At 62.1% G+C, this 16756-nt stretch carries 17 protein-coding genes; 4 read left to right on the forward strand and 13 right to left on the reverse strand.

Features of this window, described 5'->3' with window-relative positions; translation table 11 throughout:
* Positions 1-29: 29 nt before the first annotated feature.
* Both AC0L25_RS11970 and AC0L25_RS11975 read left to right on the forward strand, forming a co-directional pair.
* Positions 30-1241, forward strand: a complete 1212-nt coding sequence (locus AC0L25_RS11970; RefSeq protein ID WP_473595677.1) for an NADP-dependent isocitrate dehydrogenase — start codon at positions 30-32, stop codon at positions 1239-1241.
* 13 nt (positions 1242-1254) lie between these two features.
* Positions 1255-1881: a glutathione S-transferase family protein gene (locus AC0L25_RS11975; RefSeq protein ID WP_473595678.1), complete on the forward strand. Its 627-nt coding sequence runs from the start codon at positions 1255-1257 to the stop codon at positions 1879-1881.
* A 16-nt stretch (positions 1882-1897) separates the two neighbouring features.
* Here the strand turns inward: AC0L25_RS11975 and AC0L25_RS11980 are convergent, their stop codons facing one another.
* The 4 genes from AC0L25_RS11980 to recA all read right to left on the reverse strand — a co-directional run bounded on the left by AC0L25_RS11980 (position 1898) and on the right by recA (position 6711).
* The gene (locus AC0L25_RS11980) at positions 1898-2158 is read right to left on the reverse strand and encodes a PhzF family phenazine biosynthesis protein (RefSeq protein WP_473595744.1); all 261 of its coding nucleotides are present in this window, start codon (positions 2156-2158) and stop codon (positions 1898-1900) included.
* 2 nt (positions 2159-2160) lie between these two features.
* Positions 2161-2682: a PhzF family phenazine biosynthesis protein gene (locus AC0L25_RS11985; RefSeq protein ID WP_473595679.1), complete on the reverse strand. Its 522-nt coding sequence runs from the start codon at positions 2680-2682 to the stop codon at positions 2161-2163.
* A 44-nt stretch (positions 2683-2726) separates the two neighbouring features.
* Positions 2727-5393, reverse strand: coding sequence for an alanine--tRNA ligase (gene alaS, locus AC0L25_RS11990; RefSeq protein ID WP_473595680.1), 2667 nt, complete (start codon positions 5391-5393; stop codon positions 2727-2729).
* Between the two features lie 220 nt (positions 5394-5613).
* Positions 5614-6711 carry a recombinase RecA gene (recA, locus tag AC0L25_RS11995; RefSeq protein ID WP_008875470.1) on the reverse strand — a complete coding sequence of 366 codons (1098 nt, stop codon included), beginning with the start codon at positions 6709-6711 and terminating at the stop codon, positions 5614-5616.
* Positions 6712-6985: 274 nt separating this feature from the next.
* On the opposite strand from recA, the gene AC0L25_RS12000 reads away from it, so the two are divergent.
* A complete protein-coding gene (locus AC0L25_RS12000; RefSeq protein ID WP_473595681.1) occupies positions 6986-7924 on the forward strand; it encodes a carbohydrate kinase family protein in 939 nt (312 codons plus the stop codon).
* Positions 7925-7943: 19 nt separating this feature from the next.
* Here AC0L25_RS12000 and AC0L25_RS12005 read toward each other — a convergent pair whose 3' ends face one another.
* Positions 7944-8267: a TfoX/Sxy family protein gene (locus AC0L25_RS12005; protein ID WP_473595682.1), complete on the reverse strand. Its 324-nt coding sequence runs from the start codon at positions 8265-8267 to the stop codon at positions 7944-7946.
* 90 nt (positions 8268-8357) lie between these two features.
* Here AC0L25_RS12005 and AC0L25_RS12010 point away from each other — a divergent pair, with 90 nt between their 5' ends.
* A complete protein-coding gene (locus AC0L25_RS12010; protein WP_473595683.1) occupies positions 8358-8855 on the forward strand; it encodes a GFA family protein in 498 nt (165 codons plus the stop codon).
* Positions 8856-8989: 134 nt separating this feature from the next.
* On the opposite strand, the gene sufA is transcribed toward AC0L25_RS12010, so the two are convergent.
* The 8 genes from sufA to AC0L25_RS12050 form a co-directional block, all read right to left on the reverse strand.
* Positions 8990-9370, reverse strand: a complete 381-nt coding sequence (sufA, locus tag AC0L25_RS12015; protein WP_473595684.1) for a Fe-S cluster assembly scaffold SufA — start codon at positions 9368-9370, stop codon at positions 8990-8992.
* A gap of 110 nt (positions 9371-9480) precedes the next feature.
* Positions 9481-9873, reverse strand: a complete 393-nt coding sequence (locus AC0L25_RS12020; RefSeq protein WP_095489690.1) for an SUF system Fe-S cluster assembly protein — start codon at positions 9871-9873, stop codon at positions 9481-9483.
* 5 nt (positions 9874-9878) lie between these two features.
* The gene (locus tag AC0L25_RS12025; protein ID WP_473595685.1) at positions 9879-11120 is read right to left on the reverse strand and encodes a cysteine desulfurase; all 1242 of its coding nucleotides are present in this window, start codon (positions 11118-11120) and stop codon (positions 9879-9881) included.
* Positions 11121-11309: 189 nt separating this feature from the next.
* Positions 11310-12578, reverse strand: coding sequence for a Fe-S cluster assembly protein SufD (gene sufD / locus AC0L25_RS12030; protein WP_473595686.1), 1269 nt, complete (start codon positions 12576-12578; stop codon positions 11310-11312).
* A gap of 43 nt (positions 12579-12621) precedes the next feature.
* The gene (gene sufC, locus AC0L25_RS12035) at positions 12622-13377 is read right to left on the reverse strand and encodes a Fe-S cluster assembly ATPase SufC (protein WP_473529860.1); all 756 of its coding nucleotides are present in this window, start codon (positions 13375-13377) and stop codon (positions 12622-12624) included.
* 42 nt (positions 13378-13419) lie between these two features.
* Positions 13420-13848: a hypothetical protein gene (locus AC0L25_RS12040; protein WP_473595687.1), complete on the reverse strand. Its 429-nt coding sequence runs from the start codon at positions 13846-13848 to the stop codon at positions 13420-13422.
* On the reverse strand, positions 13845-15362 hold the full coding sequence (gene sufB, locus AC0L25_RS12045) for a Fe-S cluster assembly protein SufB (RefSeq protein WP_473595688.1): 1518 nt from the start codon (positions 15360-15362) through the stop codon (positions 13845-13847). Before sufB ends, AC0L25_RS12040 begins: the two co-directional genes overlap by 4 nt.
* Before the next feature lie 186 nt (positions 15363-15548).
* Positions 15549-16643 (reverse strand): cysteine desulfurase family protein, encoded by a 1095-nt coding sequence (locus tag AC0L25_RS12050; protein ID WP_473595689.1) that lies wholly within the window; start codon positions 16641-16643, stop codon positions 15549-15551.
* Between the last annotated feature and the right edge of the window lie 113 nt (positions 16644-16756).

The following is a 16756-nucleotide window of genomic DNA, read 5'->3' on the forward strand; positions in this document are numbered from 1 at the left end:
CCGATCCCCAACAATGAGGCATTCTTTCCATGGCGAAGATCAAGGTGGCGAACCCGGTCGTCGAACTCGACGGCGACGAGATGACCCGCATCATCTGGCAGTTCATCAAGGACAAGCTGATCCACCCCTATCTCGACCTTAAGCTTGAATATTACGACCTCGGCGTCGAGCACCGCGACGCCACCAACGACCAGGTGACCATCGACGCGGCCAATGCCATCAAGAAACACGGCGTCGGCGTGAAATGCGCGACGATCACGCCCGACGAGCAGCGCGTCGAAGAATTCAAGCTGAAGAAGATGTGGAAGTCGCCGAACGGCACGATCCGCAACATCCTCGGCGGCACCATCTTTCGCGAACCGATCATCATGAAGAACGTGCCGCGGCTGGTGCCCGGCTGGACCAAGCCGATCATCGTCGGCCGCCATGCTTTCGGCGACCAGTATCGCGCCACCGACTTCCGCTTTCCCGGCAAAGGCAAGCTGACGATCAAGTTCGTCGGCGAGGACGGCAAGGTGATCGAGCATGACGTCTTCGATGCGCCGGCCGCCGGCGTCGCCATGGCCATGTACAATCTCGACGAGTCGATCCGTGAATTCGCCCGCGCCTCACTGAATTACGGCCTGCTGCGCAACTACCCCGTTTACCTCTCGACCAAGAACACCATCCTCAAGGCTTATGACGGCCGCTTCAAGGACATTTTCCAGGAAGTCTACGAGGCCGAGTTCGAAGCCGAATTCAAGGCGAAAAAGCTCTGGTACGAGCACCGGCTGATCGACGACATGGTCGCCTCCAGCCTGAAATGGTCGGGCGGCTATGTCTGGGCCTGCAAGAACTATGATGGCGACGTGCAGTCGGACACCGTGGCGCAAGGTTTTGGGTCGCTCGGCCTGATGACCTCGGTTCTGATGACGCCGGACGGCAAGACGGTGGAGGCGGAGGCCGCACATGGCACCGTCACCCGCCACTATCGCCAGCACCAGAAGGGCGAGGAAACCTCTACCAATTCGATCGCCTCGATCTTCGCCTGGACGCGCGGCCTCACCCATCGCGCCAAGCTCGACGAAAATGCCGAACTGAAGCGCTTTGCCGAGACGTTGGAAAAAGTTTGCATCCAGACCGTCGAAGCCGGCTTCATGACCAAGGATCTGTCGCTGCTGATCGGTCCCGACCAGCCATGGCTTTCGACCACCGGCTTCCTCGACAAGATCGACGAGAATCTGCAGAAGGCAATGGCCTGACCAGACGAACGTCATGAGCAAACCCATCGTCTACGGGGCCGACTACAGCGTCTATGTGCGCATCGTCCGCCTCGTGCTCGAGGAAAAAGGCATCGACTACGAACTTGTGCCGGTCGACATCTTTGCGGCGGACGGCATTCCGGGCTGGTATTTCGACCATCACCCGTTCGGCCGGATTCCTGCCTTCGAGCACGACGGGTTTCGGCTTTACGAGACCAGCGCGATCACCCGCTATGTCGACGAGGCTTTCGACGGACCGGCGTTGCAACCGGCCGAAGCCCGATCTCGCGCACGTATGAACCAGATCATCGGCATGCTCGACGCCTATGCCTATCGGGCCATGGTCTGGGACGTCGCCGTTGAGCGGCTGGAGAAAGAGCCGCCCGACGAGGTGCTGATCGCCGCCGGACTTAGCCAGGCGGCCACGGTGCTTCGCATGCTCACCTCACTGAAAGCCGCCGGGCCTTGGCTGCTGGGCGATCAACTGACACTCGCCGACCTGCACGCCGCGCCGATCGTCGGCTACTTCGTCAAGGTCGCCGAAGGGCGAAACCTGCTGGCGGAGTTTGCCGACATCCACAACTGGTGGACCCGCATCGCTCAGCGTCCAAGCTTTTCCGGAACTGAAAAGGCCGGGTGAGGCGAATGCCAGATGCTCATTCGGGAAGGTAGATTTCCGCCTTCATGAAGGTCTTCGCACGACCTGCGATCAGCACGCGATCTCCAGCCAGGTCACACAGCAAATGCCCGCCGCGCTGCGAGCATTGGAATGCCGACAGATGCGTCTTGCCGAGTTTTTCAGACCAGTAAGGCACCAGCGTCGCATGAGTGGAGCCGGTCACCGGATCCTCGGGAATGCCGGCTCCGGGCACGAAATAACGCGAGACGAAATCATGGGCTCGCCCGGGCGCGGTAATGACTAGACTAGGCCAAGAGGATGAAGGGTTCTTATCCTAAGCATATCGGGAACGAATGACCGTACGGATGCCTCGTCGGCAAGCTCGACAAACAGGTTTTCGAAATTGCGGAAGCTCGAAACCGGATGCCGGGGAAATATCTCTTGCAGCGCCAGCGGTAACTCCCCGCCGAGCGGCTGCGGCGGAAAACACCGCAGATCGAGCTGGTAGGCACCTTCCCGTTGGGAAACCCGTAGCTCACCCACCCGCGTGGCAAAGACCATGTCACCAGGCATCTTGTGTTCCGCGGCCAATACATGGGCGGTCGCAAGAGTAGCATGACCACAGAAGTCGACCTCATGAACCGGCGTGAACCAGCGCAAATCCCAACCCTCGCCATTCGGCCGCGCAAACGCGGTTTCAGCAAGATTGTTCTCGTTTGCGATGGCCTGCATCACATCGTCCGATAGCCAATCCTCCAAAACGAGAACGGCAGCAGGGTTGCCTTGGAAAGCCCGTTCGGCAAAGGCGTCGACTTGATACATGGTCAACGTTGCCACATCATCCCCGCTGCCACTTCGGCTTCGCCTTACGCAGCTTCCAGTGCCGCCTTCACCGCAGCGATCGCATTCTCGGCTTTCGAGGCATCCGGGCCGCCGGCCTGGGCCATGTCAGGCCGACCGCCGCCGCCCTGCCCACCCAATGCCGCGGACGCCACGCGGACCAGATCGACCGCGCTGAAGCGGCTGGTCAAGTCGTCGGTGACGCCGACCACGACGCTGGCCTTGTTGTCCTCGCCGGCGCCAACGAAGACGACGACGCCGGAGCCGAGCGACTTCTTGCCGGCATCGGCCAACGGTTTCAAATCCTTTGGCGAGACGCCCGAGACCGCCTTGCCGAGGAAGCCGACACCGGCAATGGTCTCGTTCTCGGCAGGCACGCCGGCTGGCGAGCGGTCGCCCAGCGCCAGCTTCTTGCGCGCTTCGGTCAGCTCCTTCTCTAGCTTCTTGCGCTCGTCGAGCAGCGCCTCGACGCGGGCCGGCACGTCGGCTGGCGAAATCTTCAGCGCGGCCGCGACCGCCTTCAGCCGCTTCTCCTGCTCGTCGAGATGCTTTCTGGCCGCCTCTCCGGTCAGCGCCTCGATGCGGCGCACCCCAGCGGCCACCGCACTGTCCGACACCACGCGCACCAGACCGATATCGCCGGTCGCCCTGACATGCGTGCCGCCGCAGAGCTCGACCGAATAGGGTCGGTTGGCCTTGGCGCCATGCAAGCCCGTGCCCATCGAAACGACGCGCACTTCATCGCCATACTTCTCGCCAAACAGCGCCATGGCGCCTTCGGCAATGGCATCGTCAACCGACATCAGCCGCGTGGTGACCGAGCTGTTCTGGACGACGATCTCGTTCGCCATCCGCTCGACCTCTTCGAGCTCGTCGGGCGAGATCGGCTTGTTGTGCGAAATGTCGAAGCGCAGACGCTCGGGCGCGACCAGGGAGCCCTTCTGCGCGACATGGGTGCCCAGCACCTCGCGCAGCGCTTCGTGGATCAGATGCGTCGCGGAATGGTTCGCGCGCAGCCTGGAGCGGCGCGCATGGTCGACCTTCAGCTCGACAGTCGCGCCCGTGTTGACCGTGCCGTTGACCACCTTGCCGAGGTGCACGAATAGCCCATCGGCCTTCTTCTGCGTGTCGGAGATCTCGATCGAGAACCCTTCGCCCGAAATAACGCCGGTATCGCCCATCTGGCCGCCGGACTCGCCATAGAACGGCGTCTGGTTGACGACCACGGCAACGGCGTCGCCCCTGGCGGCGCTGTCGACGATCTTGCCGTCCCTGACCAGCGCCTGGATGAGGCCTTCCGCCTGCTCGGTCTCGTAGCCGAGGAATTCGGTGGCGCCGTTCTTCTCGCGCACCGGGAACCACACCGTTTCGGTCGCGGCCTCGCCGGAACCAGCCCAGCTCTTGCGCGCCTCGGCCTTCTGCTGCTCCATCGCATTGGTGAAGCCGGCAAGATCGACCGAGATATTGCGCTGACGCAGCGCGTCCTGCGTCAGATCGAGCGGAAAGCCATAGGTGTCGTAAAGCTTGAAGGCTGTCTCGCCATCCAGCATGTCGCCGGAGCCCAGCTTTTCCGTCGCCTCAGAAAGCAGGCCCAAGCCGCGCACCAGGGTCTTGCGGAAACGGGTTTCCTCAAGCTTCAGCGTCTCGGTGATCATCTGTTCGCCGCGCACCAGTTCCGGGTAGGCCTGGCCCATCTCGCGCACCAGCGCCGGCACCAGCCGCCACATCAGTGGATCACGGGCGCCCAAAAGCTGCGCATGGCGCATGGCGCGGCGCATGATGCGACGCAGCACGTAGCCGCGGCCTTCGTTGGACGGCAGCACGCCGTCGGCCACCAAAAAGCAGGACGAACGCAAATGGTCGGCGATAACGCGGAACGATGCGACGGTGTCTCCATCCGGACCGCGGCCGAGCGCGGATGACGCAACGTCGACCAGGTGACGGAACAGGTCGGTCTCGAAGACGCTCTCCACCCCTTGCAGAATGGAGGCCATGCGCTCCAGGCCCATGCCAGTGTCGATCGACGGGCGCGGCAGGTCGATGCGCTCGTCCTTCGTCACCTGTTCGTACTGCATGAACACCAGGTTCCAGAATTCGAGGAAACGGTCGCCATCCTCCTCGGGGCTGCCGGGAGGGCCGCCCCAGATGTGCTCGCCACGGTCGATGAAGATCTCCGAGCACGGCCCGCAAGGTCCGGTGTCGCCCATTGCCCAGAAATTGTCCGAGGTCGGAATGCGGATGATGCGATCGTCGGAAAAGCCGGCGATCTTCTTCCAGTAGCCGCCCGCCTCGTCGTCGGTGTGATAGACGGTGACCAGCAGCTTGTCCTTCTTCAGCCCAAACTCCCTGGTGATCAGGTTCCAGGCAAGTTCGATGGCGCGCTCCTTGAAATAGTCGCCGAACGAGAAATTGCCGAGCATCTCGAAGAAGGTCAGGTGGCGCGCGGTGTAGCCGACATTGTCGAGGTCGTTGTGCTTGCCGCCGGCGCGGACACTCTTCTGAGCGGTCGTGGCACGCGAATAGGGCCGCTTTTCCAGGCCGGTGAAGACGTTCTTGAACTGCACCATGCCGGCGTTGGTGAACATCAGCGTCGGGTCGTTGCGCGGCACCAGCGGGCTCGACGCGACGACCTCGTGACCCTCCTTGCGGAAATAGTCGAGGAATGTCGACCGGATCTCGTTCACGCCACTCATGAATAATACTGCCTTTTAGCTTTTAGAGAGAGCCGTCGGCCCGGCCGACGGCAAATGGACATGGCCTTTTAGCCGCCGCGTTGCACCCTGTCCAGAAACACGGAATTGGGCCAATTTGCGGGGCTTGCCGGGTCACTCGGCGCCCTCGCCGAAACGCAAACCGCCGGCGTAGGCCGGCGGTTCGAAACGCAACAATGCAGAACTCGATTACAGCCGAAGCCTACATGGCACCCGCTTCGTCCTCGAAACCATCGTCTCCGCCTTCGGAACCACCATTTTCGAGGAATTTCTCGGCGATCAGCCCGGCATTCTGCCGCAGCGCCAGCTCGATCTCGCGCGCCGTGTCGGGATTATCGCGCAGGAACAGTTTGGCATTCTCGCGGCCTTGGCCGAGACGCTGCGAATTGTAGGAGAACCAGGCGCCCGACTTCTCGACCACGCCGGCCTTGACGCCGAGGTCGACCAGCTCACCGGTCTTGGACACGCCCTCGCCATACATGATGTCGAATTCGACCACCTTGAAGGGCGGCGCCAGCTTGTTCTTGACCACCTTGACGCGGGTCTGGTTGCCGACGACCTCGTCGCGGTCCTTGACCGAGCCGATGCGGCGAATGTCGAGGCGCACCGAAGCGTAGAATTTCAGCGCGTTGCCGCCGGTCGTGGTCTCGGGCGAACCGAACATGACGCCGATCTTCATGCGGATCTGGTTGATGAAGATGACCATGGTGTTGGAGCGCGAGATCGAGGCGGTCAGCTTGCGCAGCGCCTGGCTCATGAGGCGGGCCTGCAGGCCGGGCAGCGAATCGCCCATTTCGCCCTCGATTTCGGCGCGCGGCGTCAGCGCCGCGACCGAATCGACCACCAGCACGTCGATGGCGCCGGAACGCACCAGCGTGTCGCAGATCTCCAGCGCCTGCTCGCCGGTGTCGGGCTGCGAAATCAGCAGGTTTTCGAGGTCGACGCCGAGCTTGCGGGCATAGACCGGATCGAGCGCGTGCTCAGCATCGACGAAGGCGCAGATGCCGCCCTTCTTCTGGGCCTCCGCCACAGTGTGCAGCGCCAGCGTCGTCTTGCCCGAGCTTTCCGGCCCGTAGATCTCGACGATGCGACCGCGCGGCAGGCCGCCGACGCCAAGCGCGATGTCGAGGCCAAGCGAACCGGTCGGCACCGTTTCGATCTCGACGACCTGCTCGTTTGCGCCGAGCCGCATGATCGAGCCCTTGCCGAAGGCACGCTCGATTTGCGACAGCGCCGCATCCAGAGCCTTTGATTTATCCACTGCTTTGTCCTCTACAAGCCGCAAAGAATTCTGAGCCATGATACATCACCCCTTGGTCGTCAATGAAGGCCGGACAATCCGTAATCCTTATTAATTTGTACCTTTTTTGTTCTCATCTGGCAAGAGGATACAAGCCATTGAAAAACAAAAGGTATGCTATTTTGTTCTTTTTTTGTTTCGCGCTTTCACCCCAGGATGTATCCCGTTTCCCCCGCAGGATCGTGCTGGCATCTTCCGAATCGCGCCTCCGGTTGCCGGGTTCCGCGGGACAACCTAGTCTCCACCCGGCAACAGCAAAGGTCATCTCGCCGGCATGATGAAGTCGCCGACAATCCTGGCCGTTGGCGGCGCCTATATACACCGGCGCGGCCAGGTTTCGGGCGCCTTCGTGCCGGCGGCGTCAAATCCCGGCACGATGCGCGAGGCTGTCGGCGGTGCCGTCTTCAACGCGCTGCGCAGCGCCGTGCGCCGCGGCGTCTCCGGTTCGCTGCTTTCGGTGCGCGGCGGCGATGTTCTGGCCGATACGGTCTCGCGCGCCATCACTGCGGCCGGTATTGCCGATCTGTCCGTGGTGTTCCTCGATCGCACAACGCCGAGCAATACGGTGCTGGTCGACGGCGACGGCGGGCTGATCGTCGGCCTTGCCGACATGGCGCTCTATGACCTGGCGCTTCCCAAGCAAATCCGCCGTGCCAAGGTGCGCGAGGCGATCAGCACCGCCGATGCGGTCCTGTGCGATGCCAACCTGCCGTCGACGGCGCTGGAGCGGCTGGTGGCGCTTGCGGCCGGCAAGCCGGTCTTCGCCCTCGCCGCTTCACCAGACAAGGCGGTGCGGCTCGCGCCGGTGCTCGGCAGTCTGGCGATGGTCTTCATGAACCGGCATGAGGCCTTCGCACTCGCCGATGTCGGTATCGACACGGCGGAGCGAGATATCATCGACTGCCTGAGGCGCGCCGGCCTCAAAGGCGGCGTGGTGACGGCGGATGACGGTCCGGTGCTGGGTTTCGACAAAGCCGGCGCCTTCTCGATCCTGCCGCCAAGAAAGGTCGCGGACGGTGCCGCCGATGCGCTGGCGGGCGCAACGGTCGCCGCCCTGCTGCGCGGCCTGACGCTGCGCGCGGCGCTGCGTCACGGCGTTGCCGCAGCAATGCTCGCGATCGAAAGTGCCGGGCTTGTGCCGGTCTTAACGGCGGCAGACTTTGCCGACGCGCTGGCCCTTGTGCCCGAGCCGCAGAAAATTGGCATGAGATGATGACCAGCGGAGAGGCAGCCTATTTGCCGGCCCGCAGCCCCGCCTCGTAGGCCCGGCGTGCCCAGATCGCCATTTCATCCGGATCATCGAAAGCACTGTCGGGAATGCTCCAATACGGCATGGACACTAGCTTGCCGTGCCGCGATCCCGTATAGGTCCATTGCCGGCAGCCGGCGGCCTCGAATTCTGGCGTGCTTTCCGCGTCGGCCTTCAGCATCAATTCGCCACGCACCACGATGGCGACGATAACGCCGTCAAAATAGATGCCCTTGCCACCGAACATCTTGCGAATGCTGACCGGGCCGAGGCCTTCGAAAAGTTCGGCAATGCGTTCATTGTCCATGCCGCGATCATGTCACCCGGATTTCCCCTTGTCATCGCCGCAACCGGCACCATCCTGACAAGTTGAAAGCCAATTTCGTCGGAGTTTTTCATGCCGCTTCTGCTCAAAGGGTCCTGCCGGTGCAATGCTGTCCGCTTCGAGGTGGAAAGCCACACGCCGGTGCCGTTCATGCTCTGCTACTGCTCGATCTGCCGCAAGCAGCAGGGCGGCGGTGGCTTTGCCATCAATCTCGGCGCCGATTTCGAGACGCTGAAAATCAAGGGCAAGCGCAATCTTGGCGTCTACCAAGCCGAGATCGAGGACGACGAGCATCCGCAATGCGAGATCTCGTCAGGCGAGCGGAATTTTTGCCGGAAATGCGGATCGGCACTCTGGCTCTACGATCCGACCTGGCCGGAGTTGGTCCACCCCTTCGCCTCGGCGATCGACACAGACCTGCCGAAACCGCCTGAAAAGGTGCACCTCATGCTGAAATACAAGGCGAACTGGGTCGAGCCCGAGATCGGCAAGGACGACAAGACCTTCGACGTCTATCCCGAGGAATCGATCGCCGACTGGCACAAGCGGACGGGAATGTGGGTGGATTAGCATTTCTTCGCCCCGTTTACGGGGAGAAGATGCCGGCAGGCAGATGAGGGGGGCGCAAACATCACAGAAGCCGGCTCTGCCCCTCATCCGGCCCTTCGGGCCACCTTCTCCCCGTAAACGGGGAGAAGGGAAAATCAGGCCGACGCGCGCGCCTCGGCCAGTGCCTTCAGATCGGCCGGTTTCAGCTCAACCGATTCGCCGCAGCCGCAGGCCGAGCTCTGGTTCGGGTTGCGGAAGGTGAAGCCGGTGCGCAGCGTCGTCTGCTCAAAATCCATCTCGGTGCCGAACAGGAAAAGCGCTGCCTCAGGCGCGACATAGACGTGGGCGCCGTCGCGCTCGATATGATCGTCCTTGGTGTTGGGCTCGGTCACCAGGTCGACCGTATATTCCATGCCGGCGCAGCCGCCCTTCTTGATGCCAAGGCGAATGCCATGCGCATTCTCACGGGTCGCGACGATCTCGCACACCCGGTCGGCAGCCTTTTCGGTCATCGTGATGACGGCGAAGCGTCCCATCTTTTCTTTCTCCATTGCGTGCAGGTTCAAGGCCTGCCGAATGATTCCTCACCTAAAATGGTGAAATTTTCTGCCTGGCGCAAGTGCGCCAATCTTTGTCATATCCAGTGCTAGTACCAGCCCACCGCGACCTGGGCCTCTTCCGACATGCGGTCGGGCGACCAGGGTGGGTCGAAGGTCATATTGACCTCGACGCCGGACACGCCTTCGACGGCGCCGACGGCGTTCTCCACCCAGCCCGGCATTTCGCCGGCCACCGGGCAGCCGGGCGCGGTCAGCGTCATGTCGATCTTGACCGAGCGGTCGTCCTCGATGTCGATCTTGTAGATCAGGCCGAGCTCGTAGATGTCTGCCGGGATTTCCGGGTCGTAGACCGTCTTCAGCGCCGAGACGATGTCGTCGGTCAGCCGCGCCAGTTCGTCGGCGGGAATGGCCGAGGCGGAAACCAGACCGTTGGCAGTCGTTTCCGAAGTGGTCTCAGCGGTGCGGCCTGCATCATCCATGATCGTCATCCGAAGAACTTGCGCGCTTTTTCGAGCGCATCGGCCAAAGCGTCGACTTCGGCCCTGGTATTATACATGCCGAACGATGCCCTGCATGTGGAGGTTACGCCGAAGCGTTTCAACAGCGGCTGGGCGCAGTGCGTGCCGGCGCGCACGGCCACGCCTTGCCTATCGATGACCATCGACACGTCGTGGGCATGAATGCCCTGCAACTCGAAGGAGATGATGGCGCCCTTATCCGGCGCATCGCCGAAGATGCGCAGCGAGTTGATGGCGCGCAGCCGCTGATGGGCATAATCCTTCAGATCCGCCTCGTGGGCGGCAATGCGCTCGCGGCCGATCTTTTCCATGTATTCGAGAGCAGCACCCAGCCCGATCGCCTGGACGATCGGCGGCGTGCCGGCCTCGAAGCGGTGCGGCGGGTCGTTGTAGGTGACAAAGTCTTGCGTCACCTCCTCGATCATCTCGCCGCCGCCCATGAACGGACGCATGCGCTCCAGCATGTCCTTCTTGCCATAGAGCACGCCGATGCCCGAGGGCCCATAGACCTTGTGGCCGGTGAAGACGAAGAAATCGCAATCGAGATCCTGCACGTCGATCGGCATGTGCACGGCGCTCTGGCTGCCGTCGACCAGCACCGGAATGCCGCGCGCATGCGCGATGCGGACGATCTCCTTGATCGGCGTCACCGTGCCCAGCGCATTCGACATGTGCGTGATGGCGACGAGCTTGGTGCGGTCCGTCAGCCGCCTCTCGAACTCCTCGATGTGGAAGACACCGAGATCGTCGACCGGCACCCAGACCAGCTTGGCGCCCTGGCGCTCGCGGATAAAATGCCACGGGACGATGTTGGAATGGTGCTCCATGATCGACAGCACGATCTCGCCGCCCTCGCCGATATTGGGCATACCGAAGCCGTAGGCGACGGTGTTGATCGCCGCGGTCGTGTTCGAGGTGAAGACGATGTTGTCGGTGCTTGGCGCGTTGAGGAAACGGCGTACCGTCTCACGCGCTTTCTCATAGGCATCGGTCGCGGCATTCGACAGGAAATGCAGCCCGCGATGGACGTTGGCATATTCCTGGGAATAAGCGTGCTGGATGGCGTCGAGCACGGCCTGCGGCTTCTGCGCCGAGGCGCCATTGTCGAGATAGACCAGCGGTTTTCCGTAGACTTCCCGCGACAGGATCGGGAAGTCGCGGCGGATCGCCTCGACGTCGTAGGGGATGTTTTCGACTTTCTGGTCCATTTCCAAGTCCTTGCCGCTCGACGCCGCGTTCCTTCCAGCACCCCTCATCGGTCTTGGCGCTTCGCGCCAATCCACCTTCTCCCACAAGGGGAGAAGGAGAGGCGCCCTCCTTCTCCCCTTGTGGGAGAAGGTGTCGCCGAAGGCGACGGATGAGGGGTGTTGGCCGAAGCGCCAAACCCTCACCCACTTTTACCCGTGCGCCACGAACCAGCCGTCGAGCCTTGCTTCCAGCGCCTCGACGATCGCCTCGTCGTCCAGTTCCTCGATCACCTCGGCGACGAACGCCTTCACCAACAGGCCACGGGCCGACTTCTCGTCGATGCCGCGCGCCATCAGGTAGAACAGGTGGCTATGGTCGATCTCGGTGACGGTGGCGCCATGGCCGCAGACGACGTCGTCGGCGAAGATTTCGAGCTCAGGCTTGGTCGAGAACTCGCCGTCATCCGACAGAAGCAGTGTGTTGCAGGCCATCTTGGCGTTGGTCTTCTGCGCATATTGGTGGACGTTGATGCGCCCCTGAAAGACACCGCGCGCTCTTCCCGTCACCACGTTGCGGATCACCTCGGTCGAGGCCGTGTGCGGCACGGCATGGTCGAGCACCATGGTCACGTCGGTATGGGTGTCGCCCGCAAGCAGGTTGATGCCGCGCAGCGTGAAATCGGCGCCTTCCCCGGTCGTTCTGACCACGACCTCCTGGCGCACCAGCTTGCCGCCGGCATTCATCACGAATAGCGTCAGCTTCGCATTCTTGCCGAGATGCGCCTTGAACTGGGCAAGATGCGTCGCGGTATCCGGCTGCTCCTGCACAATCAGCCACGTCACGTCGGCACCCTCGTCGAGCAGAAGCTGGCTGACCGAGCTGACGAGTGCGGCGCCCTCGCCCGCCTGGCGCTCGACGATCACAGCCTTGGCGCCGGCGCCGACGCGGACGGCCAGGCGCACATGCGTCTGGCCACCGGCCTGCAGGTTCTGAAGTTCGATCGGCTTGTCCAGTTCGGTGCCGTCGGCGATGTCGACAAAATAGCCGTCGGCAACGAAAGCGGTATTCAGCGCGCCGATGGCATCGTCGCTGCCGTAGGGATCGAGCCCAGGTGCGATGCTGCCGTCGGTCAGTTTCTCCGACAGGCGCTGGACAACAACGCCATCGATGACAGGCACTTTCGCGCTCGACACGCCGTTCAGCACCGGCAAAATGACGGAGCCCTCAACGATCGGCGCAATGGCTTTCGCGGCAGCTGCGGGATCGAAGTCCGGAACCGAAGTCAGCAGGCGGCGCAGGTCGGTGTAGTGCCACGATTCGATGCGCCGCGTCGGCAAGCCGCTCTTGATCGCCTCGATGGCGTCGTCGCGCTTCAGCATCACTGTGCCGTCGCCGGGCAGCAGCGACAACCGGTCACTGAAGATGTCGATCAGCGCCGTTTCGGCCGGCGTCCGCTGGGGTGTCGTGTGTATGTTCATCAGTCTCGCCTTGCTTGGCTTGCCTTCTGGGCCTTCTGGCATCTCACGCGGCTTGGCCGATCACGCCGGCATAGCCATTGGCCTCGAGATCGAGCGCCAGCGACTTGTCGCCCGATTTGACCACCTGACCTCTGTAGAGCACGTGCACACTATCCGGCACGATGTACTGAAGCAGGCGCTGGTAATGGGTGATGATGACGATAGCGCGGTCTGGCGCGCGCAATGCATTGACGCCTTCCGAGACGATCTTCAGCGCATCGATGTCGAGGCCGGAATCAGTCTCGTCGAGCACGCACAGTTTTGGCTCCAAAAGCTTCATCTGCAGGATCTCGGCACGCTTCTTCTCGCCGCCGGAGAAGCCGACATTGAGCGGCCGCTTCAGCATCGCCATGTCCATGTCGAGCAAGGCGGCGGCGTCCTTCACGCGCTTCAGGAATTCGGGGATCTTCAGCGGCTCCTCGCCGCGCGCCTTGCGCTGCTCGTTCATCGCCACTTTCAGGAATTCCATCGTCGCCACACCCGGTATCTCCATCGGATACTGGAAAGCGAGAAAAATGCCTGATGTGGCGCGTTCGGCCGGGTCCATTTCGAGGATCGATTGGCCGTTGTAGAGGATGTCGCCTTCTGTGACCTCATAATCCTCGCGCCCGGCGAGGATGTAGGACAGCGTCGATTTTCCCGAGCCGTTGGGGCCCATGATGGCGGCGACCTCGCCGGCTCTGACCGTCAGGTTCAGGCCGCGGATGATCTCGGTGCCGTCATCGACGATGCGAGCATGAAGGTTTCTGATTTCAAGCATTTTTCGTTCCAATATCAAGAATCCACCAGTTTTACTTTCTCTCTACCGCTTCATCGGGCAATCTGGACTGACCTGTGCTCCGGTAGAAATGATGCCCAAGTACCAGCCAACAAGCTTCACCGCACCAGGCAGGTCTTTCTGGAGGATGGCATCTGTCTCCATGCCGGCATTCTCGGCGAGCAGACGATCGTCTACGCCCACAACGTACTCCGTATCCCCGTGCTTGGCTGGGAACACCGTGAGCACAACCTTGTTGTTGAAAGACACGGACGTGCCAATCGACACCTCCGCAGGGACGACCGCGAAAGCCGTATTGTCCGACAGCGCCGCCGAAAGCACCGACCGGAATCGATCATTGCTTTCGATCAACCGGTTTCGGACCTCCGAATAGCTAGGAGTCTGCTTGAGTGCGAGTTCCTTTCCTTCTGCGAAGGCGGCGTCGAATGAGGCTTTCAGTTGAGATTGACTCACCCCACGCTCCCCTCAAGCGAAATGCCGATCAGCTTCTGCGCCTCGACCGCGAATTCCATCGGCAGCTGCTGGATGACGTCCTTGACGAAGCCGTTGACGATCAGCGCGATCGCCTCTTCTTCCGGAATGCCGCGCTGCATGACGTAGAACTTCTGGTCCTCGGAGATCTTCGAGGTGGTCGCCTCATGCTCGAACTGTGCCGTCGCGTTCTTGGCTTCCATGTATGGCACGGTGTGCGCGCCGCACTGGTCGCCGATCAGCAGCGAGTCACAGTTGGTGAAGTTGCGGGCATTGGTTGCCTTGCGGTGCGCCGAGACCTGACCGCGATAGGTGTTCTGCGAGTAACCGGCGGCGATGCCCTTGGAGATGATGCGGCTCGACGTGTTCTTGCCGAGATGGATCATCTTGGTGCCGCTGTCGACCTGCTGATAGCCGTTCGACACGGCGATCGAATAGAACTCGCCGCTGGAATCGTCGCCGCGCAGGATGCAACTCGGATATTTCCAGGTAATCGCCGAGCCGGTCTCGACCTGCGTCCACGAAATCTTCGAACGGTCGCCACGGCAGTCGCCGCGCTTGGTGACGAAATTATAGATGCCGCCCTTGCCCTCGGCGTCGCCGGGGTACCAGTTCTGCACCGTCGAGTATTTGATCTCGGCATCGTCGAGCGCGATCAGCTCGACCACGGCGGCGTGAAGCTGGTTCTCGTCGCGCTGCGGCGCCGTGCAGCCTTCGAGATAGGAGACGTAAGCCCCCTCCTCGGCGATGATCAGCGTGCGCTCGAACTGGCCCGTGTTCTTCTCGTTCATGCGGAAATAGGTCGACAGTTCCATCGGGCAGCGCACGCCCTTGGGCACGAAGACGAAGGAGCCGTCGGTGAATACCGCCGAATTCAGCGTGGCGTAAAAATTGTCGGAGGTCGGCACGACCGAGCCGAGATACTTCTTCACCAACTCCGGGTGCTCGCGGATGGCTTCCGAGATCGAGCAGAAGATGACGCCGGCCTGCGCCAGCTCCTTTTTAAAGGTGGTGACGACGGACACCGAATCGAACACGGCATCGACGGCGACGCGGCCCGACTTGTAGACATTGTCGCTGGGCTCCTCGAGTTCCGACGCATCGGTCTTCTGCACGCCGGCGAGGATTTCCTGTTCCCTCAGCGGGATACCGAGCTTTTCATAGACCCTCAACAGTTCAGGATCGACGTCGCTCAGCGATGTCGGTCCCGGCGTGCTCTTGGGCGCCGCGTAATAGTAGAGGTCCTGGAAATCGATCTTCGGATAATGGACGCGCGCCCATTTCGGCTCGTCCAGCGTCACCCAGCGCCGATAGGCTTCCAGACGCCATTCCAGCATCCAGGACGGCTCGTCCTTTTTCGCCGAAATGAAGCGGATAATGTCTTCGCTCAGACCCTTTGGGGCCTTGTCCATCGCGATTTCGGTCTGGAATCCGTATTTGTATTGGTCGACGTCGATCTTTCGAACCCGATCGATCGTGTCCTGCACAGCAGGCATTAGCGTTCTCCATCCACGCCGGGGTCAAGGCCCGGCAGTTTTCAAACTATGGCACCGCGAAACGAGTACCCGCGAGGCACCCGAGGCGGCGTAAGTTCCATATAGTGCGTCCCTGCCGGAAATTCACCCGGCCACCATGAAACGCACGGCTCTACCAGGCCAAAAGCCTGCGTTTGTTTGCCGCGCTCAGGCGGCTTCTTCCCTGCCTGCGCGGCGTGAGGCAATACCTGCCAGCGCAGTGCGGAACAGTTCGATGTCCTCGGCGCTCGTTGCGTGGCCGATGGACACGCGCAAAGCGCCAAGGCTGTCATTGTAACCCATGGCTTTCAGCACATGGCTCGGGCCGACCTTGCCCGACGAACAGGCGGATCCGGCCGACAGCGCCACGCCCGCCAGATCGAAGGCGATCTGCGCTGTCTCGGCCTTGATGCCCGCAATAGCGAAGAATGTCGTATTGGCAAGCCTCGGCGCGCCGGTTCCGAAGATTTTCGCATCCGGCGCCTGCGTTTTCACGATGGCCTCGATCTCGTCGCGGCGGCTGCCGACCGCATCGATGCTCATCAACCCGATCAGGGCCTCCCGCGCCGCCGCGCCAAAACCGGCGATCGCGGCCAGATTTTCGGTGCCGCCACGATGACCCTTTTCCTGGCCGCCGCCGGCGATCAAGGGCCTAGGCATCATCAGGTCCGAGGCGGCGACGATGGCGCCAACGCCCTTGGGACCGCCGATCTTGTGCGAAGACAGAATCAGGTAATCGGCGTAACCCTCTGACATATCGAGCGGAATGCGACCGGCCGCCTGCACGGCGTCGACGATCAGAATGCCGCCCGCCGCCTTGACGATTTCGGCGATGCGCTCGACCGGCTGGATGATGCCGGTCTCATTATTGGCGGCGTGGATCGCCACCAGCGGCAGGCCGTCTGCCTTGTCATGACGGCCAAGTGCCGCCGCCAACGTGTCCAGCCTGACTATGCCGTCGGCATCGACGCCGATGCGTGTCACCAGGGCCGCCGGAAATCGCCCGCCACTCAGCACACAAGGATGATCGGCCTCGCAGACATAAAGCCGGCTCATGCGGACAGTGCCGCGCCCCATCTGCCAATCCGGCGTCAGCAGCGTCGAGGCGGCTTCCGTCGCACCGGAGGTGAACACGACATGCTCGGGGCTGGCGTTGACCAGCGCCGCCACATCGCGCCGTGCATTCTCGATCAGCCGCCGTGCGGCGCGGCCCTCGGCATGGACCGACGACGGGTTGGCGGCGGCATCGAGCGCGGCAATCATTGCCGCGGGCGCCCCCCGGCCCCCCCGCGCGCGGGGGGAGTTTTGTGGATAATAGCGGGTTTAGGGGCGATTTTTATGTAAAATTGGAGAGAAAAAACAAAAAGCGAGGAGAA

This window comes from Mesorhizobium sp. WSM4813 (assembly GCF_055811555.1).

What these genes read in the sequence shown, in the direction of transcription:
- AC0L25_RS11970 (WP_473595677.1), top strand. Translation starts at nt 30, where the DNA reads ATGGCGAAGATCAAGGTGGCGAACCCGGTCGTCGAACTCGACGGCGAC.
- AC0L25_RS11975 (WP_473595678.1), top strand. Translation starts at nt 1,255, where the DNA reads ATGAGCAAACCCATCGTCTACGGGGCCGACTACAGCGTCTATGTGCGC.
- AC0L25_RS11985 (WP_473595679.1), bottom strand. Translation starts at nt 2,682, where the DNA reads ATGTATCAAGTCGACGCCTTTGCCGAACGGGCTTTCCAAGGCAACCCT.
- alaS (WP_473595680.1), bottom strand. Translation starts at nt 5,393, where the DNA reads ATGAGTGGCGTGAACGAGATCCGGTCGACATTCCTCGACTATTTCCGC.
- recA (WP_008875470.1), bottom strand. Translation starts at nt 6,711, where the DNA reads ATGGCTCAGAATTCTTTGCGGCTTGTAGAGGACAAAGCAGTGGATAAA.
- AC0L25_RS12000 (WP_473595681.1), top strand. Translation starts at nt 6,986, where the DNA reads ATGATGAAGTCGCCGACAATCCTGGCCGTTGGCGGCGCCTATATACAC.
- AC0L25_RS12005 (WP_473595682.1), bottom strand. Translation starts at nt 8,267, where the DNA reads ATGGACAATGAACGCATTGCCGAACTTTTCGAAGGCCTCGGCCCGGTC.
- AC0L25_RS12010 (WP_473595683.1), top strand. Translation starts at nt 8,358, where the DNA reads ATGCCGCTTCTGCTCAAAGGGTCCTGCCGGTGCAATGCTGTCCGCTTC.
- sufA (WP_473595684.1), bottom strand. Translation starts at nt 9,370, where the DNA reads ATGGGACGCTTCGCCGTCATCACGATGACCGAAAAGGCTGCCGACCGG.
- AC0L25_RS12020 (WP_095489690.1), bottom strand. Translation starts at nt 9,873, where the DNA reads ATGGATGATGCAGGCCGCACCGCTGAGACCACTTCGGAAACGACTGCC.
- AC0L25_RS12025 (WP_473595685.1), bottom strand. Translation starts at nt 11,120, where the DNA reads ATGGACCAGAAAGTCGAAAACATCCCCTACGACGTCGAGGCGATCCGC.
- sufD (WP_473595686.1), bottom strand. Translation starts at nt 12,578, where the DNA reads ATGAACATACACACGACACCCCAGCGGACGCCGGCCGAAACGGCGCTG.
- sufC (WP_473529860.1), bottom strand. Translation starts at nt 13,377, where the DNA reads ATGCTTGAAATCAGAAACCTTCATGCTCGCATCGTCGATGACGGCACC.
- sufB (WP_473595688.1), bottom strand. Translation starts at nt 15,362, where the DNA reads ATGCCTGCTGTGCAGGACACGATCGATCGGGTTCGAAAGATCGACGTC.
- AC0L25_RS12050 (WP_473595689.1), bottom strand. Translation starts at nt 16,643, where the DNA reads ATGATTGCCGCGCTCGATGCCGCCGCCAACCCGTCGTCGGTCCATGCC.